21 protein-coding genes are annotated in these 26141 nt (G+C 69.9%); 10 read left to right on the top strand and 11 right to left on the bottom strand.

What is annotated here, in order from left to right:
* Nucleotides 1–43 precede the first annotated feature (43 nt).
* Nucleotides 44–631: a TetR/AcrR family transcriptional regulator gene (locus tag ACFWY5_RS22550; RefSeq protein ID WP_379625435.1), complete on the top strand. Its 588-nt coding sequence runs from the start codon at nt 44–46 to the stop codon at nt 629–631.
* A complete protein-coding gene (locus tag ACFWY5_RS22545; RefSeq protein WP_379625433.1) occupies nt 618–1391 on the top strand; it encodes a DNA-formamidopyrimidine glycosylase family protein in 774 nt (257 codons plus the stop codon). The genes ACFWY5_RS22550 and ACFWY5_RS22545 overlap by 14 nt, the downstream gene beginning before the upstream one ends.
* On the opposite strand, the gene ACFWY5_RS22540 is transcribed toward ACFWY5_RS22545, so the two are convergent.
* The 8 genes from ACFWY5_RS22540 to ACFWY5_RS22505 all read right to left on the bottom strand — a co-directional run bounded on the left by ACFWY5_RS22540 (nt 1388) and on the right by ACFWY5_RS22505 (nt 13906).
* Complete coding sequence (locus ACFWY5_RS22540) at nt 1388–1744, bottom strand: helix-turn-helix domain-containing protein (RefSeq protein WP_184966807.1); 357 nt, start codon at nt 1742–1744, stop codon at nt 1388–1390. The genes ACFWY5_RS22545 and ACFWY5_RS22540 overlap by 4 nt on opposite strands.
* Nucleotides 1745–2000: 256 nt before the next feature.
* Nucleotides 2001–2498, bottom strand: coding sequence for a CinA family protein (locus ACFWY5_RS22535; protein WP_379625431.1), 498 nt, complete (start codon nt 2496–2498; stop codon nt 2001–2003).
* Entirely contained in the window at nt 2495–3067 is a 573-nt protein-coding gene (gene pgsA / locus ACFWY5_RS22530; RefSeq protein WP_379625429.1) for a CDP-diacylglycerol--glycerol-3-phosphate 3-phosphatidyltransferase, read from the bottom strand. Before pgsA ends, ACFWY5_RS22535 begins: the two co-directional genes overlap by 4 nt.
* Nucleotides 3064–4467: a 30S ribosomal protein S12 methylthiotransferase RimO gene (gene rimO, locus ACFWY5_RS22525; protein ID WP_379634051.1), complete on the bottom strand. Its 1404-nt coding sequence runs from the start codon at nt 4465–4467 to the stop codon at nt 3064–3066. The genes pgsA and rimO overlap by 4 nt, the downstream gene beginning before the upstream one ends.
* Before the next feature lie 36 nt (nt 4468–4503).
* Nucleotides 4504–5274: a helix-turn-helix domain-containing protein gene (locus ACFWY5_RS22520; protein ID WP_379625425.1), complete on the bottom strand. Its 771-nt coding sequence runs from the start codon at nt 5272–5274 to the stop codon at nt 4504–4506.
* A 78-nt stretch (nt 5275–5352) separates the two neighbouring features.
* Entirely contained in the window at nt 5353–7866 is a 2514-nt protein-coding gene (locus tag ACFWY5_RS22515; protein WP_379625423.1) for a DNA translocase FtsK, read from the bottom strand.
* 203 nt (nt 7867–8069) lie between these two features.
* The gene (locus tag ACFWY5_RS22510; RefSeq protein WP_379634049.1) at nt 8070–8696 is read right to left on the bottom strand and encodes a two-component system response regulator; all 627 of its coding nucleotides are present in this window, start codon (nt 8694–8696) and stop codon (nt 8070–8072) included.
* The gene (locus ACFWY5_RS22505) at nt 8693–13906 is read right to left on the bottom strand and encodes a HAMP domain-containing protein (protein ID WP_379634047.1); all 5214 of its coding nucleotides are present in this window, start codon (nt 13904–13906) and stop codon (nt 8693–8695) included. The genes ACFWY5_RS22510 and ACFWY5_RS22505 overlap by 4 nt, the downstream gene beginning before the upstream one ends.
* 95 nt (nt 13907–14001) lie before the next feature.
* Between ACFWY5_RS22505 and ACFWY5_RS22500 the strand changes: the two genes are divergently transcribed.
* Nucleotides 14002–16428 (top strand): SpoIIE family protein phosphatase, encoded by a 2427-nt coding sequence (locus ACFWY5_RS22500; RefSeq protein ID WP_379634045.1) that lies wholly within the window; start codon nt 14002–14004, stop codon nt 16426–16428.
* Here the strand turns inward: ACFWY5_RS22500 and ACFWY5_RS22495 are convergent.
* Both ACFWY5_RS22495 and ACFWY5_RS22490 read right to left on the bottom strand, forming a co-directional pair.
* Entirely contained in the window at nt 16418–17320 is a 903-nt protein-coding gene (locus ACFWY5_RS22495) for an aldose epimerase family protein (protein ID WP_379634043.1), read from the bottom strand. The two genes, ACFWY5_RS22500 and ACFWY5_RS22495, sit on opposite strands and share 11 nt — an antisense overlap.
* A complete protein-coding gene (locus ACFWY5_RS22490; RefSeq protein ID WP_379624666.1) occupies nt 17317–18258 on the bottom strand; it encodes a LacI family DNA-binding transcriptional regulator in 942 nt (313 codons plus the stop codon). Before ACFWY5_RS22490 ends, ACFWY5_RS22495 begins: the two co-directional genes overlap by 4 nt.
* Before the next feature lie 105 nt (nt 18259–18363).
* Here ACFWY5_RS22490 and ACFWY5_RS22485 point away from each other — a divergent pair, with 105 nt between their 5' ends.
* Nucleotides 18364–19242, top strand: a complete 879-nt coding sequence (locus ACFWY5_RS22485) for an NAD-dependent epimerase/dehydratase family protein (protein WP_379624669.1) — start codon at nt 18364–18366, stop codon at nt 19240–19242.
* Nucleotides 19242–20288 carry a mandelate racemase/muconate lactonizing enzyme family protein gene (locus tag ACFWY5_RS22480; RefSeq protein WP_379634313.1) on the top strand — a complete coding sequence of 349 codons (1047 nt, stop codon included), beginning with the start codon at nt 19242–19244 and terminating at the stop codon, nt 20286–20288. The genes ACFWY5_RS22485 and ACFWY5_RS22480 overlap by 1 nt, the downstream gene beginning before the upstream one ends.
* 26 nt (nt 20289–20314) lie before the next feature.
* Here the strand turns inward: ACFWY5_RS22480 and ACFWY5_RS22475 are convergent, their stop codons facing one another.
* Nucleotides 20315–21118, bottom strand: a complete 804-nt coding sequence (locus tag ACFWY5_RS22475; protein ID WP_379634041.1) for an NAD-dependent epimerase/dehydratase family protein — start codon at nt 21116–21118, stop codon at nt 20315–20317.
* A 136-nt stretch (nt 21119–21254) separates the two neighbouring features.
* Between ACFWY5_RS22475 and ACFWY5_RS22470 the strand changes: the two genes are divergently transcribed.
* The 5 genes from ACFWY5_RS22470 to ACFWY5_RS22450 are packed head-to-tail and all read left to right on the top strand — an operon-like array spanning nt 21255 to nt 26059.
* Nucleotides 21255–22568: an extracellular solute-binding protein gene (locus ACFWY5_RS22470; protein WP_379624673.1), complete on the top strand. Its 1314-nt coding sequence runs from the start codon at nt 21255–21257 to the stop codon at nt 22566–22568.
* Nucleotides 22565–23491: a carbohydrate ABC transporter permease gene (locus ACFWY5_RS22465; protein WP_379624675.1), complete on the top strand. Its 927-nt coding sequence runs from the start codon at nt 22565–22567 to the stop codon at nt 23489–23491. The genes ACFWY5_RS22470 and ACFWY5_RS22465 overlap by 4 nt, the downstream gene beginning before the upstream one ends.
* Nucleotides 23488–24345, top strand: coding sequence for a carbohydrate ABC transporter permease (locus ACFWY5_RS22460; RefSeq protein ID WP_379624677.1), 858 nt, complete (start codon nt 23488–23490; stop codon nt 24343–24345). Before ACFWY5_RS22465 ends, ACFWY5_RS22460 begins: the two co-directional genes overlap by 4 nt.
* Nucleotides 24346–24385: 40 nt before the next feature.
* Complete coding sequence (locus tag ACFWY5_RS22455; protein ID WP_379634039.1) at nt 24386–25147, top strand: IclR family transcriptional regulator; 762 nt, start codon at nt 24386–24388, stop codon at nt 25145–25147.
* Nucleotides 25148–25159: 12 nt separating this feature from the next.
* Entirely contained in the window at nt 25160–26059 is a 900-nt protein-coding gene (locus ACFWY5_RS22450) for a 5-dehydro-4-deoxyglucarate dehydratase (protein ID WP_379624681.1), read from the top strand.
* Nucleotides 26060–26141: the final 82 nt, after the last annotated feature.

Raw genomic sequence — 26141 nt, 5'->3', positions numbered from 1 at the left:
AAGGTAACGAGTGTCACCCCACCCGCGTCAAAGGGAAATCCGGATGGCCAGGACGCCCGACCCGCAGCGCCGGTCCGAGCTGCTCGACCAGATCGTCGACTACCTCGCCGAGCACGGCCTGTCCACGCTGTCCATGCGGCCGCTGGCCGAGCATCTGGGCAAGTCCACGCGGGTGCTGACCCATCACTTCTCCGACAAGGAAGAACTCCTGTCGGCCACCATGCGCCGCCTCGACGAGCGTCACCGCGCCTGGTTGCGTTCCCTGCCCGGATGGGAGGGTGGCGACAGTGTCGGCACGATCGTGCGCCGCACCTGGGACTGGCAACTGCGCGAGGAGAACCTGCCCGTCGCCCGCCTCATCCACGAGATCGAGGGCCTGGTCGCGGGCGGGCGCCTGGCCGGGCACGTGCCGGAGCTGCTGTCGGACCGCTCCGCCTTCGTGGCCGGGCTGTTGCGCGAGCGGGGCGTACCGGAGAAGGACGCCCGGCGCATCTCCACGCTGGTCAACTCCGCCTACACCGGCCTGCAGCTCGACTTCCTGACCACCGGCGAGCGCGAGCGCGTGGAGGGCGCGCTCGACCAGCTCACCACGATGCTGGACGTGTGGGTGGCCGAGCATGCCCGAGGGTGACGCCGTCTACCGCACCGCCGCCCGGCTGCGCGAGGCGCTCGACGGGCGCGTGCTGACGCGCACGGACTTCCGGGTGCCGCGCCACGCCACCGCGGACCTGTCCGGCCGCACGGTCCTCACCACGGCCTCGTACGGCAAGCACCTGCTCACCAGGGTAGAAGGCGGCCTGACCGTGCACACGCACCTGCGCATGGACGGAAGCTGGCGGATCATGGAACCGGGCCGCCGCCTGCCACCCGGCGACCAGGTACGCCTCGTGCTGGCCACCGCCGAACACCAGGCCGTGGGCCTCAAACTCGGCATGGTGGACCTGGTCAAGGACGAGCGCCAGATCATCGGGCACCTGGGCCCGGACCTGCTCGGAGAGGGATGGGACGCGGCGGAGGCGGTCGGCCGGCTGCGCGCGCGACCGGAGAGAAGCATCGGAGAGGCGCTGCTGGATCAGCGCAATCTCGCGGGCATCGGGACGATCTACCGGGCCGAGACACTCTTCCTGCGCGGCGTGTGGCCATGGCGGAAGGTCGGCGAGATCGAGAATCTGGACAGCCTGGTCTCGCTGGCGCAGCGCTTGCTCGACGCCAACAAAACACACGCGGGCACGGTGACCACAGGCGACCGCCGTCCGGGCAACCAGACGTGGGTTTACGGCAGGGCCGGGCGACCCTGTCGCCGATGCGGCACCCGCATCAGCCGCGGGGAGATGGGGGCACAACCACAGGAACGCCTGATCCTGTGGTGCGGGAACTGCCAGCCGCGCTAGGCGGCCACCATGTCCTTCACCTCGGGGAACACCGAATCGGAGATCGAACCGGGGACCGACTCGGAAAGGGGCAGACGCTCGTGCTCGGGCGCGTCGGCGAGAACGGGAGCAGCCTGGAGTTCGGCCAGCGCGAACTGGTCGGACACCTCACGAAGCACCTGCGACAACGGCACACCCAAGGCACCGCAGATCGAGGCGAGCAGCTCCGACGATGCTTCCTTCTGCCCACGCTCGACCTCGGACAGGTATCCGAGCGAGACACGCGCAAGCGTCGACACTTCGCGAAGGGTGCGACCCTGCCGCACCCGCAGCCGCCGCAACACGTCACCGAGCAGCTGACGCAGCAGAATCATCTGTCGCTCCCTCCCCGGCGCGGATGTCGGCACCACGCCTCGCGCGATCGGACTCTTCTTCTTGGGTTCGTACATACTCCTCGCCGTCATCATCGGGCGTCGCCGCTGCGTCGCACGTGGCTTGTCAGGCCCGCCGGCCGGGCGCTCAATGCTTGCTGATGGCTCACGGACCTCACTCACAGCTCCACCGTACCCGTATCCACCGACACCGCGTCAGACCGTGCTTGGCATGTTCGCTGGGGACGTAACACGGTAATCACCCGGAATGTTCCCCATTGCTCCGCTTCAGCACACCTGCGAGGAGATCGACAGCCTCGTCCACCGTCCTTACCCGGATCTCCTGCCTCGACCCTCCTCGCCCCAGATTTCGCCGCCAAACCTGGTCACCAGGTCCGCTCACGGCGATGTGCACGGTGCCCACGGGCTTGCCGTCCTGCGGGTCGGGTCCGGCCACTCCCGTCACGGCCAGGCCGTAGGTGGCACCGCACAGCTTCGCCGCGCCCCGCGCCATCGCCGCCGCCACCTCGGGGTGCACCGCACCCTCCCGCCGCAGAAGATCCTCCGGTACGGCCAGCAGCGCGTGCTTCAGATCCGTGGCATAGGCGATCACCCCGCCACGGAACGCCCTGGAGGCCCCCGGGACGCCGGTGAACGCCGAACCCAGCAGCCCGCCGGTCAGCGACTCGGCCACGGCCAGGGTCGCGGACTGGCGTACCAGGAGATCGAGGGCCTCGGCGGCGCGGCCGGCGCTCACTCGCCCCGCACCCGCCTGGCCACGCCGCGCAGCCGGATCGCCCGGAACACGTAGTCGACGCCCGTGCCCACGGTGACCACCACCGCCGCCCCCATCACCACCCAGCGCACCGGGTCGGAGCCCCAGGGCAGGATGTACAGGACGATCGCGGCTATCTGCAGGACGGTCTTGACCTTGCCGCCGTAGCTGGCCGGGATGACCGCGTGGCGCAGCAGGACCAGCCGCAGCAGCGTGATGCCGAGTTCACGGCCGAGGATCACGATCGTGACCCACCAGCCCAGCTCGCCCAGCACCGACAGGCTCACCAGCGCCGCCCCGGTCAGCGCCTTGTCGGCGATCGGGTCGGCGATCTTGCCGAAGTCGGTGATCAGGCCGTAGCGTCTGGCCAGCTCTCCGTCGAGATGGTCGGTGATCGAGGCCACCGCGAACACCCCGAGCGCGGCCAGCCGCCAGCCCATGCCGGGCAGGAACAGGCAGACAACGAAGAAAGGGACGAGCACCATCCGGACGACCGTGAGGACGTTGGCGATGTTCCACGGGCTGACCACCCGGCGCTCGTCCTTCGTCACGGGCTGGCCTTGATACGCGCGATCAGGTCGACCCCCTCGGCGTCGACCGCGACCGCGCGCACGATCTGGCCCGGCACCAGGCCGATGCCCTGAACCGTCACGGAACCGTCCACCTCGGGACCCTGGTGGGCCGCGCGGCCCTCGTAGCCGCCGTCGCCGAGGTCCTCCTCGATGAGCACGTCGAGCTCGGTGCCGATGCGCTCCTCCGCGCGCTGCGCGGTCAGCTCCTCGGCCAGCTCGGTCAGCATCCGCACCCGCTCGTCGACGACGTCCTGGGCGAGCTTGCCCGGCAGCGAGGCCGCCTCGGTGCCGTCCTCGTCGGAGTAGCCGAAGACGCCGATCACGTCGAGCCTGGCCGACTCCAGGAAGCGCACCAGCTCGCCGAACTCCTCCTCGGTCTCGCCGGGGAAGCCCACGATGAAGTTGGAGCGCACGCCCGCCTCCGGCGCCTTGTCGCGGACGGCGTCCAGGAGCTCCAGGAAGCGCTTGGGGTCGCCGAAGCGGCGCATCCGGCGCAGCACCGAGCCGCTGGCGTGCTGGAAGGACAGGTCGAAGTAGGGCGCGATGCCCTCGGTGCCGGCGAGCACGTCGATCAGTCCGGGGCGCAGCTCGGCGGGCTGCAGGTAGCTGGCCCGCACCCGCTTGATGCCCTCGGTCGCGGCCAGCTTGGGCAGCAGCTTCTCCAGCGCGCGCAGGTCGCCCAGATCCTTGCCGTAGGACGTGGAGTTCTCGCTCACGAGCACGAGCTCGCGCACCCCGCGATGGGCCAGCCAGTCGGCCTCGGCCAGCAGCTCCTGCGGGTCGCGCGAGACGTAGGCGCCGCGGAAGGCCGGGATCGCGCAGAACGAGCAGCGGCGGTCGCAGCCCGAGGCCAGCTTCAGCGAGGCGACCGGGCTCTCGTCGAGCCGCCTGCGCAGCACCCTCGGCCCGCTGGCCGGCGCCAGCCCCTCGGGCAGATCGCCGTGACCTGGGATGGCGGACTTGGGCGCGGTGGCACGATCCACCGGCGAGATGGGCAGCAGGGTACGGCGGTCGCGCGGCGTGTGCGGCGTCAGCGACCTGCCGTCGAGCACGTCGTCGAGGCGCTCGCCGATCTCGGCGTAGTCGTCGAAGGAGATGACCGCGCTCGCCTCGGGCAGAGCCTCGGCCAGCTCCTTGCCGTAGCGCTCGGCCATACATCCGGCCGCGACCACCTTCGCGCCGGAGTCGGCGGCGGCCAGCAGCGTGTCGATCGAGTCCTTCTTCGCAGAATCGATGAAGCCGCACGTATTGACGACGACGACATCGGGGTCGTCGTCACCGAGCTGCCAACCGGCAGCCTCGATGCGCGCGGCGAGCTCTTCGGAGTCGACCTCGTTGCGCGCGCAGCCCAGGGTGATCAGCGATACGGACTTTGACATGGTGAACACTACGGTATCGGGAGTTGGCCACTACCTTCACCGTGGCCGGGGTGCAGATGGCCCGAACGAGCGCCGCACCGTCTCCCCACGCCCGCCGGGCTGACCCAGATCCTTGCCGTTGACCTGCAGCAAGACCGCTCCGGCATCGCCGAAGAGCAGCTTCATCTGAGTCGGGGCCCGCCACGTCGAGCTCTTGCCCGCCGCCAGCGTCCCGGCGAACAGCTTGCGCCCCTTCGCGTCCCGCACGTTCAGATAGGACGAGCGCTTCGCCTCCACCTTCACCACGACAAGATCCTTCATCGCGGGTACGGCCGGCGCCGGCTTCTTCGGCACCGGCGGCGGCTCGGTGAACGGCGTGTTGGGCGGCACGCTGGGCGCCGCCGAGACCGGCGTGACGTCGGCGACCCGCGTCTCCCCCGATCCGCCCATCACCCGCACGACCCCGAACACCACCACGATCGCCAGCGCCACCCCCAGCGCCATCGTCCAGTTGGGCCCGCGCCGCTCGCGCAGCTTCACCCGGCGGTCGGCCTGGAAGATCGTGGCCGCCCGCACCGGCATCGGCACGCCGCCGTGATGCTCGTCATAGAGGTGGACCATGGCCTCGGGATCGAGGCCGACCGCCCTGGCCATCGCCTTGATGTGCCCCCTGGCGTAGAAGTCGCCCCCGCACAGGGAGAAGTCATCGCGTTCTATCGCGTAGATCAGCGCCTCGCGCACGCGCGTGGTCGCACTGAGCTGACCTACCGTCAGCCCCGATGCCCGTCTGGCCGCAGCCAGCGTGGACCCAATGCTCTGCTCCTGCACGGCAAACGCCTCCCCGCCCCCGACGTTGCGTAGTGGTCCATATTCAACCAGTAATCGCCGGGCGGGGAAGCATTGGGGTCACTCGCCGCGCAGGTCGGCCAGCAAACCCGCGAGTTCGTCGGGCTTCACCATGACCTCGCGGGCCTTGGAACCCTCGCTCGGGCCGACCACGTTCCGGCTTTCGAGCAGGTCCATGAGCCGCCCGGCCTTGGCGAACCCGACGCGCAGCTTGCGCTGGAGCATCGAGGTCGAGCCGAACTGCGTGGTGACGATCAGCTCGGCCGCCTGCAGCAGCAGGTCGAGGTCGTCGCCGATGTCCTCGTCGATCTCCTTCTTGACCGTCACCGCCGCCACGTCGTCGCGGTACTCCGCCTGCATCTGCCCCTTGCAGTGCTCGACGATCCCCGCGATCTCCTTCTCGGAGACGAACGCGTTCTGGATGCGGATGGGCTTGCTCGCGCCCATCGGCAGGAACAACGCGTCGCCCTGGCCGACGAGCTTGTCGGCGCCGGGCTGGTCGAGGATGACCCGTGAGTCGGTGAGGCTGGAGACGGCGAAGGCGAGCCGGGAGGGCACGTTCGCCTTGATCAGGCCGGTCACGACGTCCACCGACGGGCGCTGGGTGGCGATCACCAGGTGGATGCCGGCCGCTCGGGCGAGCTGGGTGATGCGGACGATGGAGTCCTCGACGTCACGCGGGGCGACCATCATCAGGTCGGCCAGCTCGTCCACGATCACCAGCAGGTACGGGTAGGGCTGGTAGACGCGCTCGCTGCCCGGCGGCGGCTTGAGCTGGCCCGCCCGCACGGCCTTGTTGAACTCGTCCACGTGCCGGAAGCCGCTGGCCGCCAGGTCGTCGTAGCGGCGGTCCATCTCGCCCACGACCCAGTCGAGGGCCTCGGCGGCCTTCTTCGGGTTCGTGATGATCGGGGTGATCAGGTGGGGGATGCCCTCGTAGACGCTGAGTTCCACCCGCTTGGGGTCCACGAGCACCATGCGGACCTCGTCCGGGGTGGCGCGCATGAGGATGCTCGTGATCAGGCCGTTCACGCAGACGGACTTACCGGCGCCGGTGGCGCCCGCGATGAGCAGGTGCGGCATCTTGGCGAGGTTGGCGACGATCGTGCGCCCCTCGACGTCCTTGCCCAGGCCCACGATCATCGGGTGGTGGTCGGCCTGCGCCACCTGGGCCCGCAGCACGTCGCCGAGTGCGACAAGATCCTTGTCCGCGTTGGGAATCTCGACCCCGATCGCCGACTTACCCGGGATCGGCGACAAGATCCTGACATCCGCCGATTTAACGGCATAAGCAATGTTTTTGGTGAGGGCGGTGACTTTTTCCACCTTCACGGCGGGCCCGAGCTCGATCTCGTACCGCGTCACCGTCGGACCGCGCGTGAACCCCATCACCTGCGCGTCGATCGTGAACTGCTCCAGCACGCTGGTCAGCGCGTTGACCACGACGGTGTTCGCCTTGGTCTGCGGCTTCGGCGCCGAGCCCGGCTTGAGGCTCTGAAGATCCGGCAGCTGGTACGGCCCGGCCTGCGGCGACAGGACAAGTTGCTCCACCTTGCGCGGAGCCGGGCTCGGCTCCGGCAGCTCCGGCTTACGGGCCTCAGGACCGGCCGGCTCCTCCTCGTCCGTGAGCCCCGGCACGATCTCCGGCGAATGGTCGCCGCGCTTGTCCTTGTCCTTCTCCGCCAGGACCGGCGTGTCATAGGGCTTGACCAGGTCGCCGACCTCCGGCTCGCCCGGCTTCTTGGCCCTGGTCCGCTTCTTGCCCTGGTCGCCGGGTTGCGCGGGGCCGTGCCGTTCGAACAAGAGGTGCTTGAGCTCGGCCAGCCGTTCCGGAATGCGGTGGACCGGCGTGGCCGTGATCACCAGCACGCCGAAGCCCGACAGGATCAGCAGCAGCGGGATCGTGATGAACGGCGGCAGAATGCTGTGCGGCGGCGCCGAGACGATGAACCCGATGATGCCGCCGGCCTCCGACACCTTGTCCATGCCGTCGGTCTTGGTCCCCGAGGGGTACGGCACGCCGTTCGCGACGTGGATGACGCCCAGCACGCCGATGAGCAGCGCGCTCCAGCCGATCACCATGCGGCCGGTGTCGGCGTTCTGATCGGGGTGGCGCAGGAACCGCCAGGCCAGCAGCCCGAGCAGCAACGGCAACGCCCAGGCCAGCGACCCGAACACGCCCTGGACCACCACGTTGACCACGTCGGAAACGGCGCCCCTGGCATCGCGCCACGTCATGGCGGCCAGCACGATCGCACCGGCCAGCACCGCCAGCCCGACACCGTCACGCCGATGGGCGGGATCAAGCTCACGAGCACTGGAGCCGAGCGCACGGGCGGCGCTGCCGATACCGTTGGCCAGCAGCATCCACAGCCCGACGATCAGCTTGCCGATCATCGTGAAGATCCAGCTGATGGGGTCCTGGTGGGTCACGGACGACTTGCGGGCCGAGCCCGTCCCCTTCGCCTTGGGGCGTCCCGCCGACGAGGACGTCCGCTTGGCAGGGGTCGCCCGCGACGAGTTCGACCGCTTCGCCGGCCCCTTCGGTGCGCTTTTCGGCGTACGGGTGGCCATGATGCCAAAGGTACGTCCCCAACCCCCGCCACGGCACAGAGGCTCGCCGTTGCGCCCGAAAAATCCCCTTTCCCCCACCACCCCCACCCACCCCACCCGGCGGGCCAGGACTGCGGGCGAGGTGGGCTGTGGGAGCCCGGGAGGATGACTGGATGTTGCTTAGGGGTCTGGTGGGCCTTCGGGTAGGGATGTGGGGGTTGGGGTTAAGGGGTGGGGTGGAGGGTGTCGAAGGCGGATTGCATGGCGTTGACCCGGTCGGCCAGGTCCTTGATGGCGTCACGGAGGCCGTCGTCGTCCGGGACCGCCGCCGTCAGTGTGGTCAGCTGGTCCTCCACGGACTTCAGGCGGTCGGCGAACGTGGTCAGCGCCTGGGCGTTGCGGGTCAGGTCGGGGTCGCTGCGGAGCAGGTCGCGCAGCAGGGCGGCCTGTTCGCGCAGCATGTGGCTCTTGCGGGACAGTTCGATGAACACCGCCACCTTGCTGCGGAGCACCCAGGGATCGAAGGGTTTGGTGATGTAGTCCACGGCCCCGACGGCGTAGCCGCGGAAGGCGGCGCCCGAGCCGGTGTCGGTTCCGGTGAGGAAGATGATGGGCACGTCGCGGGTCTGGTCGAGGCGTTTGATGTGGGCGGCGGTCTCGAAGCCGTCCATGCCGGGCATCAGCACGTCCAGCAGCACCACGGCGAAGTCGTGGCGCAGCATGAGCTTCATGGCCTCCTGCCCCGACCTGGCCTTGAACAACTGCTGCTGCAGCGGCCGCAGCACCGCCTCCAGCGCGACCAGGCTCTCGTCCTTGTCGTCGACAAGGAGGATCTTGACCTGGCGGATCATTCTGTACTCTCCTCCGCTTCGGCGGCGCGCTCGCCGTCGAGCCAGCCGCGCATCACCTCCAGCAGGTGATCGAGGTCGACGGGCTTGGGAACGTAGCCGGACGCGCCGCAGGCGATGGTCTTCTCCCGGTCACCGGGCATCGCCTTGGCCGTCAGCGCGATGATCGGCAGGTCGGTGAAGCGGGGCATCTGCCGTACGACGCCGAGCGTCTCGTAGCCATCCATCTCGGGCATCATCACGTCCATGAGCACCAGGGCGATCTTCTCCTCGCGTTCGAGCGCCTCGATGCCCTCGCGGCCGTTCTCGGCGTAGATGACCTCCATGCCGAGGCGGCCGAGGACGTGGGTGAGGGCGTAGACGTTGCGGATGTCGTCGTCGACGATGAGGACCCGCTTGCCGGCGAAGGCGGCGCCCACGGGCCCGTCGACGAGCGCGCTGAGCTGGGCCGCCGACTGCCACAGTTCGTCGCCGCTGTCGACGACCGGCCATTCGGCCTGGGGCGGGGCGGCGCGGGTGTCGACGGCCTTGCGCAGCGGCTCGGTGGGCAGCCACGCGGGCTCGAGAGCCGCGGGCTCGGCGCCGCCCGACTCGACGGTGACGCTGGTCGCGGGGCAGACGGCGGGCACGAACAGGGTGAACGTGCTGCCGCGCCCGGGTTCGCTGACGGCGTGGATCTGGCCGCCGAGCAGCCGGGCGATCTCGCTGCTGATGGACAGGCCGAGGCCGGTGCCGCCGTACTTGCGGCTGGTGGTGCCGTCGGCCTGCTGGAAGGCGCCGAAGATGGCGGGCAGCTTGTCGGCGGCGATGCCGATGCCGGTGTCGGAGACGGCGAAGGCGATCACGTCGCCGGGCCGGGTGGGGCCGTCGCCGCCCTCGGAGGCGAAGGCGCCGGCGTTGGAGACGGCCAGGCGTACCTCGCCGCTGCTGGTGAACTTGACCGCGTTCGACAGCAGGTTGCGCAGGATCTGCTGCAGCCGCCGCTCGTCGTTGAACATCTCCCGAGGTACGCCGGGGTGCACCTCGATCTCGAAGGTGAGACCCCGGTCGACGGTGAGCGGGCGGAAGGTGGCGTCGACGTAGTCGAGGACCTTGCTGAGCGGCAGGTTCTCCGGGCGCACGTCCATCCGGCCGGCCTCGATCTTGGACAGGTCGAGGATGTCGTTGATGAGCTGGAGCAGGTCGCTGCCGGCGTTGTGGATCGTGGAGGCGAACTCGACCTCCTGCGCGGACAGGTTGTTCTCGGGGTTGTCGGCCAGCAGCCTGGCCAGGATGAGCAGGCTGTTGAGCGGCGTACGCAGCTCGTGCGACATGTTGGCCAGGAACTCCGACTTGTAGCGCGAGGAGGTGGCCAGCAGGTGCGCCTTCTCCTCCAGCGCGGCGTTGGAGCGGCGCAGCTCGGCCTGCTGGCGCTGGAGTTCGTCGGAACGGCCCTGCAACTGCTGGGCCAGCCGCTGTGACTCCGACAGCAGCGACTCGGTCCTGGCGTTGGCGATGATCGTGTTGATGGCCACGCCGATCGTGACCACGAACTGGTCGAAGAAGGCCAGGTGGACCTCGCTGAAGCGGCTGAAGGAGGCCAGTTCGACGACGCCGAGCACCTTGTCCTCGAACAGGATCGGCAGCACGACCACGCTGGCGGGCGCGGCCTCGCCGAGCCCGGTGTGGACCTTGATGTAGTCGGCGGGCACGTCTTCGAGCAGGATGCGCTTCTTCTCCAGCGCCGCCTGGCGGATCAGGCCGGGGCCCTCGGTGCCGGGGTCGGGGAGCACGTCGCGGTCGTGGGCGGCGCCGTACCCGGCGATGAAGGCGAGCGCGCCGTCGCGCGCGTCGAGGTCGGCGAGGTAGAACGCGCCGAACTGCGCGCTGACCAGCGGGGTGAGCTCGCGCAGGATGAGGTCGGCGACCTCGACGAGGTCGCGGTGTCCCTGCATGAGTCCGGCGATGCGGGCGAGGTTGGACTCCAGCCAGTCCTTGGCGCGGGTGGTCTCCCGCAGATTGGCGACCATGAGGTTGACGTTGTTCTTGAGCTCGGCGACCTCGCCCTTGGCTTCGAGGCTGATGCTGCGGCTGAGGTCGCCCTGGGCGACGGCGCTGGCGACCTCGGCGATCGCGCGCACCTGGGTGGTGAGGTTGCCGGCGAGCTCGTTGACGTTCTTGGTGAGGCGTTCCCAGGTGCCGTAGACGCCTTCGACCTCGGCCTGGCCGCCGAGGCGGCCTTCGGAGCCGACCTCACGGGCCACGCGGGTGACCTCGGCGGAGAAGGACGAGAGCGTGTCGACCATGGTGTTGATCGTGGTCTTGAGCTCCAGGATCTCGCCGCGGGCGTCCACGTCGATCTTCTTGGACAGGTCGCCGTTGGCGACGGCGGTGGCCACCTGGGCGATGTTGCGTACCTGGGAGGTGAGGTTGGAGGCCATGAAGTTGACGTTGTCCGTGAGGTCTTTCCAGACGCCGGAGACGCCGCGGACCTGGGCCTGACCGCCCAGGCTGCCTTCGGTGCCGACCTCGCGGGCCACTCGGGTGACCTCGTCGGCGAAGGCCGAGAGCTGGTCGACGGTGGTGTTGATGGTGTCCTTGAGCTGCAGGATCTCGCCCCGGGCATCGACGGTGATCTTCTTGGACAGGTCGCCGTTGGCGATGGCCGTGGTGACGACGGCGATGCTGCGTACCTGGGAGGTGAGGTTGGACGCCATGAAGTTGACGTTGTCCGTCAGGTCCTTCCAGACGCCGGAGACGCCGCGGACCTGGGCCTGACCGCCCAGGCGGCCCTCCGTGCCGACCTCGCGGGCCACCCGGGTCACCTCGTCGGCGAAGGCCGAGAGCTGGTCGACCATCGTGTTGATGGTGTCCTTGAGCTGCAGGATCTCGCCCCGGGCATCGACGGTGATCTTCTTGGAAAGGTCTCCTTCCGCTATGCCGGTGGTGACCTGGGCGATGTTGCGTACCTGGGAGGTGAGGTTGTCGGCCATGAAGTTGACGTTGTCGGTCAGGTCCTTCCAGACGCCCGAGACGCCCTTCACCACCGCCCTGCCGCCGAGCTGGCCCTCCGTGCCGACCTCGCGGGCCACGCGGGTCACCTCGTCGGCGAAGGAGGAGAGCTGGTCGACCATGGTGTTGATGGTGTTGGTCAGCTCCAGGATCTCGCCCTTCACCTCCACGGTGATCTTCCTGGACAGGTCGCCCTGGGCCACGGCCGTGGCCACCTGGGCGATGGAGCGCACCTGGGTGGTCAGGTTGTCGGCCATGAAGTTGACGTTGTCGGTCAGGTCCTTCCACACGCCGGACACGCCGCGGACCTGGGCCTGACCGCCCAGGCGGCCCTCGGTGCCGACCTCGCGGGCCACCCGGGTCACCTCTGCGGCGAAGGCAGAGAGCTGGTCCACCATCGTGTTGACGGTGTCCTTGAGCTGAAGGATCTCGCCCTTCACGTCAACGGTGATCTTCCGCGACAGGTCGCCCTGGGCCACGGCGGTGGCCACGGTGGCGATGTCGCGTACCTGCGTCGTCAGGTTGGACGCCATGAAGTTGACGTTGTCGGTCAGGTCCTTCCAGACGCCCGAGACGCCCTTCACCACCGCCCGGCCGCCGAGCTGGCCCTCCGTGCCGACCTCGCGGGCCACGCGGGTCACCTCGTCGGCGAACGCCGAGAGCTGATCGACCATCGTGTTGATGGTGTCCTTCATCTGCAGGATCTCGCCGCGCGCGTCCACGGTGATCTTCTTGGACAGGTCGCCGTTGGCCACGGCCGTGGTGATCTGGGCGATCGAGCGCACCTGGGAGGTGAGGTTGTCGGCCATGAAGTTGACGTTGTCGGTGAGGTCCTTCCAGGTGCCGGAGACCCCGCGCACGTCGGCCCGGCCGCCGAGCTGGCCCTCCGTGCCGACCTCGCGGGCCACGCGGGTGACCTCGCTGGCGAAGGCCGACAGCTGGTCCACCATCGTGTTGATGGTGTCCTTGAGCTGCAGGATCTCACCGCGCGCGTCGACGGTGATCTTCCGTGACAGGTCGCCCTGCGCGACCGCGGTCGTCACCTGCGCGATGGAACGCACCTGCGTCGTCAGGTTGGACGCCATGAAGTTGACGTTGTCGGTGAGGTCCTTCCAGGTGCCGGAGACGCCCTTCACCTCGGCCCTGCCGCCGAGCTGGCCCTCCGTGCCGACCTCGCGGGCCACCCGCGTCACCTCGTCGGCGAACGCGGACAGCTGATCGACCATCGTGTTGATGGTGTCCTTGAGCTGCAGGATCTCACCGCGGGCGTCCACGGTGATCTTCTTGGACAGGTCGCCGTTGGCCACGGCCGTCGTCACCTGCGCGATCGAACGCACCTGCGTCGTCAGGTTCGACGCCATGAAGTTGACGTTGTCGGTGAGGTCCTTCCACACCCCGCTCATCCCGCGTACCTGGGCCTGACCGCCCAGGCGGCCCTCGGTGCCGACCTCGCGGGCCACCCGGGTCACCTCGTCGGCGAAGGCGGACAGCTGGTCGACCATGGTGTTCACGGTGAGCTTGAGCTCCAGCAGCTCGCCGGTGGCCTCGACCGTCACCTGCCGGGTCAGGTCGCCCCTGGCCACGGCGGTGGTGACCACCGCGATGTCGCGCACCTGCGCGGTCAGCCGCCCGGCCATGGCGTTGACCGCCTCGGTCACGTCGCGCCAGCTGCCCTGCATGCCCTGCACCTTGGCCCGGCCGCCCAGGCGGCCCTCGGTGCCCACCTCGCGGGCCACCCGGGTCACCTCGCCGGAGAACAGCGCGAGCTGGTCGACCATGCGGTTGACGGCCTTGCCCATCAGCCGCAGCCCGCCGCGCAGCGGCCGGCTGTCCTCTTGCAGGTCGACGCGCTGCGACAGGTCGCCGTCCGCGACGGCGTTGAGCACCCGGGTGGCCTTGGCGGCCGGGATCACCAGGGCGTCGATGAGCGAGTTGACCGCGGTGACGTTGCCCGCCCAGGAACCGGCTCCCTGGCTGGGGCTGATCCGCTCGTCGAGATGGCCCTGCCTGGCGACCTCGGTGCGGACCCTGTTCAGCTCCCTGGACATGTGCTCGTTGCGCTCGACCACCTGGTTGAAGGCGACCGCGAGCTCCGCCAGGACCGGGTCGTCCGGCACCGGCAGCCTGCTGCGGAAGTTGCCGTCGCGCAGGCCGTGCAGGGCGACGAGTAACGGGCGCAGATCGGCGGATTGGAGCGCTCCAGGAGCAAGCGATGTGACCATGGCCGCCTTCTTCACAACTGGAAGTATCAGCGGCCTCAGTCTGCCACTCTGAGTGTGACCGAACTGCCACATCGAGTGATGTTCTAGGAAGACGCGTGGACGCCGCCCGGGTTACGAGCACGGCCTTCGACGGGACGCCCCATGCCCCGGCCGCGGCGCGCCGGTTCGTACGGGACGTTCTCGCCGAATGGCACCTCAGCCACATCGAAGCGGACGCGGTGCTGCTGACCAGCGAACTCGTCACCAACGCCGTCGTCCACGCGGGCACGGCGATCGAGCTGACCTGCCGCCTCGACGAGGCCGCCACCCCGCCGCGGCTGGAGATCGAGGTGGACGACCACCATCCCTCGCGCACGGTCCTGGCCTCCGGCGCCATGGCCACCTCGGGCCGCGGTCTGGCACTGGCCGGGATGCTGGCCGACGCGTGGGGGGTCACCTACTCCCGCTCGGCCAAGCGCGTGTGGGTGCGCCTCGACCTCATGGAGGACGACGGTACGCCGGAGCCGGGCGGTCCACCGGCCGCCGCCCCCGCGATCGCCGCGGCGCCCGTGGAGTCGCTGCACGTGGCGGTGATCGTGGCCGACGCCCACGGCCGCGTGCTGCTGTGGAACCCGGAGGCCGAGGCGCTGCTCGGCCGGCCGGCGAACGAGGCGGTCGGGATGACGCTGGCCGAGCTGGTCGCCTGGCGCGGCCACGGCCGCTACGCGTTGACGCTGGACGACACGCTCGGCCTGGGCCGCTGGCGCGGGGCGTCGTGGATGCGCCACCGCGACGGCCGCCTGGTTCCCGTGTACGTCTCCCATCTGCGTACCGGCGGGCGGGCCGGTGATCGCCGGGTGGTGTGGATGGTGGTGGCCGAGGACCACCGCTACGTCCTGGCGCCGCCACCCACACCGCTCAGGCGCGAGGCGGGCGAGCGGATCATGGAGGTGCTCGGGCGCAGCCGTCCGCTGGCGGAGCGCCTGCGGGCCACGGCCCAGGTGATCCAGGCCTCGTCCGGGGCGGACGCGGCGTACGTGCTGGTCAGGAGCGAGCACGAGGACGGCTTCGCCGTGGCGGGCGGTGCGGGCGCGACCGCGGGGGTGGTGAGGGTGCCGGGCGCGGGGGTGTTCTCGCGATCGGGCGCGAGCCCGAGCATGGTGGACGATCTGCTGAGCACGGACGTGGAGCTGGGGCGGCTGCTGCACGCCAGGTCGCTGGCGTGCGCCCCCCTGCGTACGGCCGGCGAGGTCAACGGCTATCTCGTGGTGACCTCGACCGAGCCGGGCCGCTTCGACAGCGCGCTGGCCGCCGGGCTCCAGCACGTCGCCGACCAGGTCGCCCTGCACGTGGAGCGGGAACGGCTGGCCGAGCGCGAGCGCGCGCACCGGGGCCGGCTGTCGTTCCTGGCCGAGGCGGGCGAACTGCTGGCCGGTGTGCACGACGAGGAGCTGATCGCGGCGCTCGCCGCCCAGCTCGTGGTGCCCAAGCTCGCCCAGTGGGCGGCGGTGTATCTGACCGATCTGTCGGGCACCACCCGCCTGGCACATGTGTGGCACTGCGAGGAGCGGCACAACGCCGAGCTGCGTCGCGTGCTGCCGGCCAGGCCGCAGCCGGAGCTGGGCGAGACCGACTGGCCTCCGGGGGCGGCGACGGTGTTGTCGTTCCCGCTGCTGACCGGCGACAGGTCGCTCGGGGCGCTGGTGCTCGGCCGGGCCGAGCCGATGCTCTCCCACGAGCTGGCCGACCTGCTGTCCGACCTGTGCCGGCTGGTGGCGCTCAACCTGCACACCGCCATGCTCTACGCCCGCCAGGAGACCACCTCGCGGGTCCTGCAGCGCAGTCTGCTGCCGGTGACCACCTCCTCGATGCCCGGCCTGGAGTCGGCGGTGGTCTACGAGCCGGCCGAGGAGGGCGCGGACGTGGGCGGCGACTTCTACGACCTGTTCGCGGTCGGCGACCGGTGGTGTTTCGCGCTGGGCGACGTCTGCGGCAGCGGTCCTGAGGCGGCGGCGGTGACCGGTCTGGCCCGCCACGCCGTACGCCTGCTGGCCAAGGAGCGCTATCCGGTCGCGGCGATCCTCGACCGGCTCAACGCGACGTTGATCGACGAGGCGGAGGAGGGCCGGTTCCTGAGCCTGCTGTGCGGGGAGCTGACGCCGCTGCCGCAGGGCGGGGCGCGCTGCGCGATCGCCTCGGCCGGGCATCCGCCGCCGCTGGTGCTGCGCGCGAACGGCGTGGTGGAGACGGTCGCCGCGCCGCAGTTGCTGCTGGGCATCGAGGGCTCGGCGGAGTTCTTCGACGAGAGCTTCGAGCTGGCTCCCGGCGACGTGCTGCTGTGCGTGACCGACGGGGTGACCGAGCGGCGCGAGGGCAAGCGGCTGCTGGACGACGACGACGGGCTGGCCAGGCTGCTGGCCACGTGCGGAGGGCTGAGCGCCCACGCGGTCGCCGAGCGGGTACGGCACGCCGTCGACACCTTCGCCGCCGAGCCGTCCCGCGACGACCTGGCGATGCTGGTGCTGAAGGCGGTCAGGCCGTGAAGCGGTAGGTGGTGCTCGACTCCATGCGCTCGCCCGGCCGCAGCACGGTCGAGGGGAAGCCCGGCTGGTTGGGCGAGTCGGGGAAGTGCTGCGTCTCCAGGCAGAATCCGGAGAACGGCCCGTACGGCGTGGCCACCGGGTCGAGCATGCCGCCGGCGTAGAACTGCACGCCCGGCTCGGTGGTGGCGACCTCCATGGCCAGTCCGGAGACGGGTTCGACGACCCGGATGCCGCCGTCGAGGACGAAGCAGTGGTCGTAGGCGGCGCCGTACCTCTGCCCGATGACCGTCGGGGTGGTGAAGTCGAACGGGGTGTCGCGCACGGACGCGAGCTCGCCCGTGGGGATCTTGCCGCCGTCGACGGGCAGGTAGCGTCCGGCTTCGACGCGCAGGATGTGGCCGCGGATGTCGCCGCCGCCGGCGAGGTTGAAGTAGGTGTGGTTGGTGAGGTTGACGACGGTGGGGGCGTCGGCGACCGCGGTGTAGTCGAGGCGGAGGGCGTCGCCGTCGAGGGTGTAGGTGACGGTGGCGGTGAGCTCGCCCGGGTAGCCCTGGTCTCCGTCGGGGCTGGTGAGGCTGAGGGTGACGGACATCGGGGAGGTTCGGGCGACGGTCCAGTCGTGCTTGTCGAAGCCCTTGACGCCGCCGTGCAGGCTGTTGGCGCCGTTGTTGACGGGCAGGGTGTGCTCGACGCCGTCGAGGACGAAGCGGCCGCCGGCGATGCGGTTGGCGTAGCGGCCGACGACGGCGCCGAAGTAGCGGCTGCGGGTGAGGTAGTCGGCGGGGTCGTCCAGGCCGAGCACGACGTTGACGCCGCCGACCTCCAGCGACTGCAGGACGGCGCCGTAGGGCAGCACGCGGGCGCGCAGCGCGCCGGACGCCAGCTCGATCATCTGGGGGCCTCTCCGGTGGATTCGCGGACGATGAGCGCGGTCGGCAGCTTGACGGGCCCGGTCCGCGCGCCCAGGAGCAGGTCGACGGCGGCGCGCCCGGCGGCTTCCGTGGGCATGGCCACGGTCGTGAGCTTGGGCCGGTTGAGCCGGCCCGGCAGGATGTCGTCGACGCCGACCACGCTCACGTCGGCGGGCACGCCTACGCCGAGGTCGGCCAGGCCCTCGATGAGGCCGAGCGCGACCAGGTCGTTGTAGGCGAGCACGCCGGTGGCGCCGGAGTCGGCGACGGCGCGGGCGGCGGCGATGCCGCCCTGCTCGGTGGGCTGGTTGGGCCCGATGACCGGCACGTCCCCGGCGGCGACGCGCATCTCCTCGCTGGTCCACGAGCCGGCCGGGCCCCTGACGTAGGCCAGGCGGCGGTGTCCGAGTCCGCGCAGGTGCTCCAGGGCGAGCGCGGCGCCCTGAGCCACGTCCATGAGGACCCAGGGCAGGCCCTCGACCTGGCGGTTGACGACGACGAACGGCACGTCCTCCGCCAGCCGGACGATCTGGTCGTTGGCCAGGCGCGGGCTGCACAGGATGACGCCGTCGACCTGCTTGGCGAGGGTGCGGAGCAGCTCTTCCTCGGCCCTGGGGTCCTCGTCGGTGTCGGCGACGAACACGTGGTAGTCGTGGCTCCTGGCGTGGCTCTGGGCGGCCTTGATCAGCGGCGGGAAGAACGGGTTGGCGATGTCGGCGACGATCAGGCCGAGGTTCATGGTGCGGCCGGTGGTGAGGGCGCGCGCGGCCCGGTTGGGCCGGTAGCCGAGCTGGTCGGCGGCGGCCAGGACGCGGTCGCGGGTGGCCGGGTTGACCAGGTGCGGGGCGGAGAAGCTGCGGGAGACCGTCGAGACGTGCACTCCGGTGGCGCGGGCCACGTCTCTGATCGTCACCGCCATGGCGTTCCCCCCTGCAAACGGTTGCCCACAAACCTTGACGGTTGCGGTTGCGGCCGTCAAGGTCAATGCAACCGTTTGCTTTAAGGAGAGACGATCTTAGGAGAGATGATGACGCGTACGCTCGTGACCGGGAGCGCGGGCAGGCTCGGCCGTAGCGTGGTGAGCGCCCTGGCCGCGGCGGGGCACGAGGTGATCGGCATCGACCAGGCGCCCGGCACGCCCGCGCAGGCCGCGGCCACGCTGCCCGCCGACCTGACGGACCTGGGCGAGGCGTTCGAGGTCATGACCAGGTTCCGGCCCGGCGCGGTGGTGCACCTGGCGGCGATCGCGGTGCCGTTCAGCAGGAGTGACGCGGTCACCTTCAAGGTCAACAGCCAGCTCGCGTTCAACGTCTGCGAGAGCGCCGTCCGTACCGGTGTCGAGCGCGTCGCCGTCGCCAGCAGCCCCACGGTGATCGGGTACGGCACGCCCGGCTGGACCCCGTCGTACCTGCCGATCGACGAGGCGCACCCGCTGGCCCCCTGGAACGCCTACGGGGTGTCCAAGCAGGTGGCCGAGGAGGTCGTCAAGGGCTTCGCGCGTACCGCGCGGACCCGGCTGGGCGTCTTCCGCCCCTGCTACGTCGTGGCGCCCGAGGAGTGGGAGGGCGCGCCCACGCAGCAGGGACACACCATGGCCGAGCGCCTCGACCGTCCCGAGCTGGCCGGGGTCTCGCTGTTCAACTACATCGACGCGCGCGACGCGGCCGACTTCGTGATCACCCTGCTGGAGCGGCTGCCGGACATCCCCAACGGGGAGGTGTTCTTCGCCGGCGCCGCCGACGCGCTCACCCGCGAACCCCTGTCGGAGGTGCTGCCCAAAGTGGTGCCGGGCACCGCCGGGCTGGCCGACACGGTGGGCGAGACGGTCTTCTCCTGCGCCAAGGCCGAGCGGATGCTCGGGTGGCGGGCCGCGCGCAGCTGGCGGACGGAGCTGAGCTCGTGATCACCGACGTCGTGGTCTCGCCGCGCACCGTCGCGCTGCGCCGTCCGTGGGGCGCCGACGTGCCCTCCAACCACCTGCTCAAGGTCGAGGTACGGCTGGCCGACGGCCGCACCGGCACCGGGTTCTCGTGGACGCCGCAGATCGGGGCGCGAGCCGTACAGGCGCTGCTGGAGAACGAGGTGCGTGCCTTCGTCGTCGGCCGCGAGCCCGACCCGGGTGTGCTGTGGGACCTGCTGTGGCGGCACCTGCGCGAGGCCGGCGGCGGCGGGCTGACCACGATCGCGATGGCCGGGGTGGACCTCGCGCTGTGGGACCTGCGCTGCGCCGGTACGAGCCTGGCCGACGCGCTGGGCCGGCGGCGCGCGGCGGTGCCCGTCTACGGCAGCGGCGTCAACATCCACTACAGCCTGGACGAGCTCGTCGCGCAGGCCGGGCGGTGGAAGGCGGCCGGGTACCCGGGGGTCAAGGTCAAGGTGGGGCTCCCGTCGCTGGCCGAGGACGTGCGGCGGGTGGCGGCGGTGCGGGAGGTCGTCGGGCCGGACGTCCTGCTCATGGTCGACGCCAACCAGCGGTGGGACCTGCCGTCCGCGCGGCGGGCGATCGCGGCGCTGGCCGAGTTCGGGCTGTACTGGGTGGAGGAGCCGCTGCCGGCCGACGACATCGGGGCGCAGGCCCGGCTGCGGGAGTCGGTGCCGGTGCCGATCGCGGTGGGCGAGAGCGCCTACACCGTCTACGACTTCCGGGACCTGCTGGTGGCCGGGGCCTGCGACGTCGTACAGCCGAACGTGGTGCGGGTGGGCGGGCTGACGCCGCTGTTGCGGATCGCGGAGCTGGCCCGGACCTTCGATGTCCCGACTTTTCCGCATCTGCTGCCGGAGGTGTCAGGGCAGGTGGCCATGGCGCTGCCGCTGCCGTGCATGGTGGAGGAGGTGGAGGACGCCTCGTTCGCGGCGCTGGGGGTGCTGGCGGAGCCGTACCCGGTGCGGATCGTGGACGGGGAGCTGCGCACGGCCGGGAACCCGGGGCTCGGCCTGATCTGGCGCTGAGCTCACCAGGCTTCACCCAGCTGAGCTCACCAGGCTTCACCCAGGGGTTTGATGCTGAACATGCCGCCCGCCCGGTCGTGGAGCGGTTCGGTGAGGTCGGGCTCGCCCTGGGAGGCGAGGATCGGGGCGGCGTAGGTCTCGGAGTCGTCGTGGGAGACGTAGCCGATGGCCTGGGCCTCCTCCAGCGACCACCAGCGGCGGGCGTTGTCGGAGACGCCCCACACCACGTGGTAGCCGGGCGCGGTCAGCGCGGCCTCGACCAGGCGGGTCAGGTCGCCGGGCGAGATCCAGGTGGCCAGGCCGCGGGTGTCGCCGGAGGCGTCGTTGCAGGTGCCGAGCCTGATCACGGTGACGTTCATGCCGAAGCGGTCGTGGTAGAGGCTGCCGAGAGCCTCCATGACGACCTTGCTGACGCCGTAGAAGGTGTCGGGGCGGGGGAAGGCGTAGTCGGGCAGGTCCTCGCCGGTGACGGGGCGGGTGTGGAACCCCGCCGCGTGGTGGCTGCCGACCAGGACCACGTGGTTCACGCCTTCCTTCCTCGCCGCCTCCAGCAGGGCGTGGGTGCCGTTGATGTTGGCCTGGACGATGTCGGCCCACGGGTGCTCGCGGCTCTGGCCGCCCAGGTGCAGGACGGCGTCCACGCCCTTCATGGCCGCGGCCAGCGCGGGCTCGTCGTTGAGGTCGGCCTGCGTGAACTCCTCGCCGGGACCCAGCTCGCCGGGCGGCAGCGGGTGCAGGTCGGACAGGCGGACGGTCCTGGACGGGCGGGCGAGGCGGGGCCGGAGGAGGGTGCCGACCTTCCCGGCGGCCCCCGTGACGAGGATGCGCATGAGGACTGTTGTACACAAGTCTGATCGAAATTCACATCCTTGAATATTGACCGTGACGCAGGTGCGTCGTTACGTTCACATGAACCAGCTCCACATTTGGAGAACACGTCCACATACGTGAACAGGAGGCGGTCTGATGTCTCGCAACCTGATCGGGGCCGGCGTTGCCATGGCTCTGGCCGTAACAGTGGTGGGTTGTGGATCGCAGTCAGGCTCCGGCGGCGGTACGGACGCCCTCGAGATCTGGATCCGTCAGGTGCCCAACTCCCCGTCGCACAAGACCGCCCAGAAGTTCGTGGCGGAGTTCGAGAAGGCCAGCGGCGTCAAGACCAAGCTCGTCTCCCTGTTCGACGACTTCGAGACGAAGCTCCAGCAGCAGGCCCAGGCCAAGGACCTGCCGGACGTGGTCATCAACGACACCGCGCGGCTGGGCAACATGCAGCACCAGGGCTGGCTGCGCGAGGTCGACAAGGCCAAGCTGGCCGGCCAGGACAAGGTCACCGAACTGGCGTGGAAGGCGGCCGCGGCGGGAGACGGCAAGCACTACGCGGCGCCGTTCTCCGCGCAGTCGTTCGCGCTGATCATCCGCAAGGACTGGCGCGAGAAGCTCAAGCTGGAACCGCCCAAGACCTGGGAAGACCTGGCCGCGCTCGCCAAGGCGTTCACCGAGAAGGACCCCGACGGCGACGGCACCGCCAACACCTACGGCTTCGTCGCCCCGGCCGGCACCAAGCGGGGCTACGCCTCGTGGTACGTCTCCTCGCTCGTCTACGCCAACGGCGGCGACTTCGTCAAGGCCAACGGCGGCGGCAAGTTCAGCTCCAGCGTCAGCGACCCCAAGACGGTCGAGGCGGTCAAGTGGATGCAGGACCAGTTCTGCACCGCCAAGACCGTCAACCCCGGCGCGGTCAGCAACGACACCACCGTCACCCACACGGTGTTCGAGAAGGGCCAGGGCGGCATCTACCTGGTCGGGCCCTACGTCCTCGCCCGCTTCGTCAAGAGCGTGGGCGATGACAAGATCGAGGTCGTCCAGGTGCCCAAGGGCCCGTCCGGCGGACCCGGCACGCTCGGCGAGGGCGAGAACGTCTACCTGATGGCCGGTTCCAAGATGGAGCCCGAGCAGCAGAAGTTCGCCGAGTACGCGATCTCCGCCGCCGGCCAGAAGATCGGCATGAACGGCGACAACGAGGGCCCGATCGTCCGCCTGCCCGTCAACCAGGAGGTCGACCTCGCGGCCGAGCGCAAGGACCCGCGCTGGAAGGTCTTCGCCGACGCCTACCCGAGCGCCGTCTACACGCCGCCGGTGCCCGACTGGACGCCGTTCCGCCAGAAGGCCGCCGACGCCATCAACGCCGCCTGGGCCGACTGCGGCAAGGACGTCAAGGCGACGCTGGACGAGCTCAACACCACGTTCACCACGGAACTGACGACCCAGAAAGCGTCATGACCACCACGTTGTCGCCCCCGCGCACGGGGACCTCGCCGCGCCGCCGCCACAAGCGGATCCGGCGGCGCGGCGCGCTGGTCCCCTGGCTGTTCCTCGCTCCGGCTCTGCTGCTGTTCCTGTACTTCAAGTTCATCCCGATCTTCGTGATGATGAAGGACAGCTTCTTCGAGGTCCGGCCCTTCCTCGGCAACCGCTGGGTCGGGCTGGAGAACTACGAGAACGCCCTCACCGACAGCGCCTTCACCTCGGCCATGTGGCACAGCGCGGTGCTGGCCCTCCTGACCACGGCCGGCTCGATCGTGCTCGGGCTGGTGCTGGCCCTGCTGGTCGAGGGTCCCGCCCGCTACCTGTGGTTCGTCAGGACCGCGGCGTTCCTGCCGGTCGTGACCACGATCGCGGCGGTCGCCGAGGTCTGGCGGATCATGTACCACCCCGGCCCCGACGGCCTGCTCAACACCGTGGCCGGCTGGGTGGGCATCGGGCCGCTGTCGTTCCTGTCCAGCGAGGACAGCTCGCTCTGGTCGATCATGGTGATGATGATCTGGCGCGGCGCGCCGTACGACATGATGATCTTCGTCGCGGGGCTGGTCGGCGTGGACCGCACGCTCTACGAGGCGGCGGCCGTGGACGGCGCGACCGTGTGGCAGCGGTTCTGGCGGGTGACGCTGCCCGCGCTGCGGCCGGTCTTCTGGATCCTGTTCACGCTGGCGGCCATCCGCGGGCTGCGCGTGTTCGTCGAGGTGTACGTGCTGACGAACGGCGGGCCGAACGGCTCCTCCGAGGTGCTCATGACGCTGATCTACAAGGAAGGCCTGCAGAACAACCGCTTCGGGCTCGCCTCGGCCGCATCCGTCGTGCTGTTCCTGGCGACGCTGCTGCTGACGGTGATCGTCCAGGTGCTGCGCAGGAGGCAGGCACGATGAGGTTCGACAGCACGCTCGGACTGGAGAGCAAGCGCGGCCCGGTCGCGGTCACGCTCAAGACCATCCTGTACGCCGCCATCGTCATCGTCTTCCTCGGGCCGCTCGTCGGCCTGCTGATCAACGCCTTCGGCGCGGTGCCCGACCCGACCCGTTTCTCCCTGCCCGACAGCTTCTCCCTGGACAACTTCATCCAGGCGGGCAACCGCAAGGTCTTCCTCTACCTGCTGAACTCGTTCGTGGTCGTCGGGTTCGGGCTGCTGCTGCAGATGATCGTGAGCGTTTTCGCCGCGTACGCGCTGGCGCGCAAGAAGTTCCGCGGGATGACGGTCGTGCTGCTGCTCATGCTGGTCACGATGATGATCCCGGAAGAGGTCATCATCCTGCCGCTGTCGGCGGTGCTCGGCGAACTGCCGCTCATCGGGACCCGGCTCATCGGCACCTATGCCGGGATGATCCTGCCCATCGGCGCCTGGGGCTTCTCCATCCTGGTCATGACCGAGTTCATGAAGGAGGTCCCGGTCGAGCTGGAAGAGGCGGCCAGGATCGACGGCGCGGGCGAGATGCGGACGTTCTTCACGATCATCCTGCCGCTGTGCCGGCCCGCGATCGGCGTGATCGGGGTGTTCGGCTTCACCATGATCTGGGACCAGTACGTGCTGCCGCTGATCGTGGCCACGGACTCCGACCAATGGACCCTGCCCATCGCGCTGCGCTCGCTGCGTTCCGACGAGGAGGTCGGGATCGGCGTGCTGCTGGCCGCTTCGCTGCTGGCGCTGCTTCCGTCGATCATCGCGTTCCTGGCGTTCCAGCGGCAGTTCATGCGCGGTCTGACCAGCGGCGCCATCAAGGGTTAAGTGTCCATGTATATGAACGCCATCCAATATCCTGGACCCTATGGAGTCCTCGATGGTCAAGTCAGCCGAGCGAACGGTTCGCATCCTGGAGACGCTCGCCGCGTCTCCGGACCGCCTCTCCCTGTCGGAACTGCAGGCACAGACCGGCTTCCCCCGCAGCAGCCTGCACGCGCTCATGCGCACCCTGGTCGAGCTGAAGTGGGTGGAGACGGACGGCGCCAAGTCGGCCTTCGGCATCGGCCCGCATGCCCTGCTGACGGGGACGGCGTACCTGGACAAGGACCAGGCTCTTCCCTTCGCGCTGGAGACCCTGGACAACCTGCGCGACGAGATCGGGCACACGGTGCACTTCGCCCGGCGCGACGGCGCGCACGTGCTCTACCTGGCCACGCGCGAGGGCCGCAGGACACACCGGGTGATACCGCGCGTCGGCCGCCGGCTGCCCGCCCACGTGACCGCGCTCGGCCAGGCGCTGCTCGCCCAGCTGACCTACGACGAGGTCACGGACCTGCTGCCGGACGAGCTGGTCGGCTACACGCCGTACACGCTGACCGACCACGGGAAGCTCGCCAAGGAACTGGAGCAGGTCCGCACGCGTGGGTGGGCGCTCGAAAGCGAGCAAGGGACCCCTGGTGTGAAGTGCGTCGCGGTCGCGGTCGACTACCGCATCCCCGCGACCGATGCCATCAGCTGCTCGATGCCCGCCGACCTGGACGACGACAAGCTCGACAAGGTCATCGACGCCGTGATCCGGCACACACGCAAACTGATTGCCACCCTGCGCAGGGAGGGCATTCGCTAGAAAGGACCGTACATGCGTCTTGATGGTGTTCTCTTCTTCCCGGTGACCCCCTTCGGAGCCGACGGCGACGTGGCGGAGACGATGCTCGCCCAGCACGTCGCGCGAGGGGTCGCGGCCGGGGCGGGAGGAGTGTTCACCGCGTGCGGCACCGGCGAGTTCAACGCGCTGGACCTGGCCGACTACACGCGGGTCGTCAAGACGAGCGTCGCGGCGACGGCGGGCAACGTGCCCGTCTTCTCCGGCGCGGGCGGCGTCTCCGGGCGCGCCTACGCGCGGGCCGCCGCCGAGAGCGGCGCCGACGGGCTGCTGCTCTTCCCGCCCTACCTCGTCTCCTCCCCCACACAAGGTCTTGTCCGGTACGTCAAGGACGTGGCGGCCGAGACGGAACTGCCACTGATCGTTTACCAGCGTGGCAACGCTCGCTTCACGCCCGAGGCGGTGGCCGAGCTGGCCTCGCTGCCCAACGTGATCGGGTTCAAGGACGGGCTCGGGGACCTTGATCTGCTTCAGCGGATCATCCTCACCGTCCGGCAGGCCAGCGATCGGGAGTTCACGTTCTTCAACGGGATGCCTACGGCGGAGCTGACCGTACCTGCCTATCGTGGGCTTGGGGTGACGCTCTACTCCAGTGCGGTGTTCGCGTTCGCGCCGGAGATCGCCCTCGCCTTCTACAAGGCGGTGACCGGTGGGGATGAGGAGCTGACCCGGGCCCTGCTCACCCGGTTCTATCTGCCGCTGGTCCGGCTGCGGGATGTTCAGGCCGGGTATGCGGTTTCGCTGGTCAAGGCCGGGGTTCGGCTGCGGGGGATGGATGTGGGGGGTGTGCGGTTGCCGCTGCTCGATCCTGCTCCTGAGCATGTGGCGGAGCTGGAGAGGATCATCGCGGCTGGGTTGGAACTGGCGGGGGCCTGAGCTTTGGCACGCGGCTTTCCACGTTGTTGACCGGCGCCCCACGCCGCGCTGCCGACCGGCGCGCTCGCGGGAGGCCTTGAGC

The organism is Nonomuraea sp. NPDC059007 (genome assembly GCF_042740555.1).
Lineage (GTDB): Bacteria > Actinomycetota > Actinomycetes > Streptosporangiales > Streptosporangiaceae > Nonomuraea.
The sequence above is the reverse complement of the archived record's forward strand: the minus strand, read 5'-3'. Positions and strand labels throughout refer to the sequence as shown.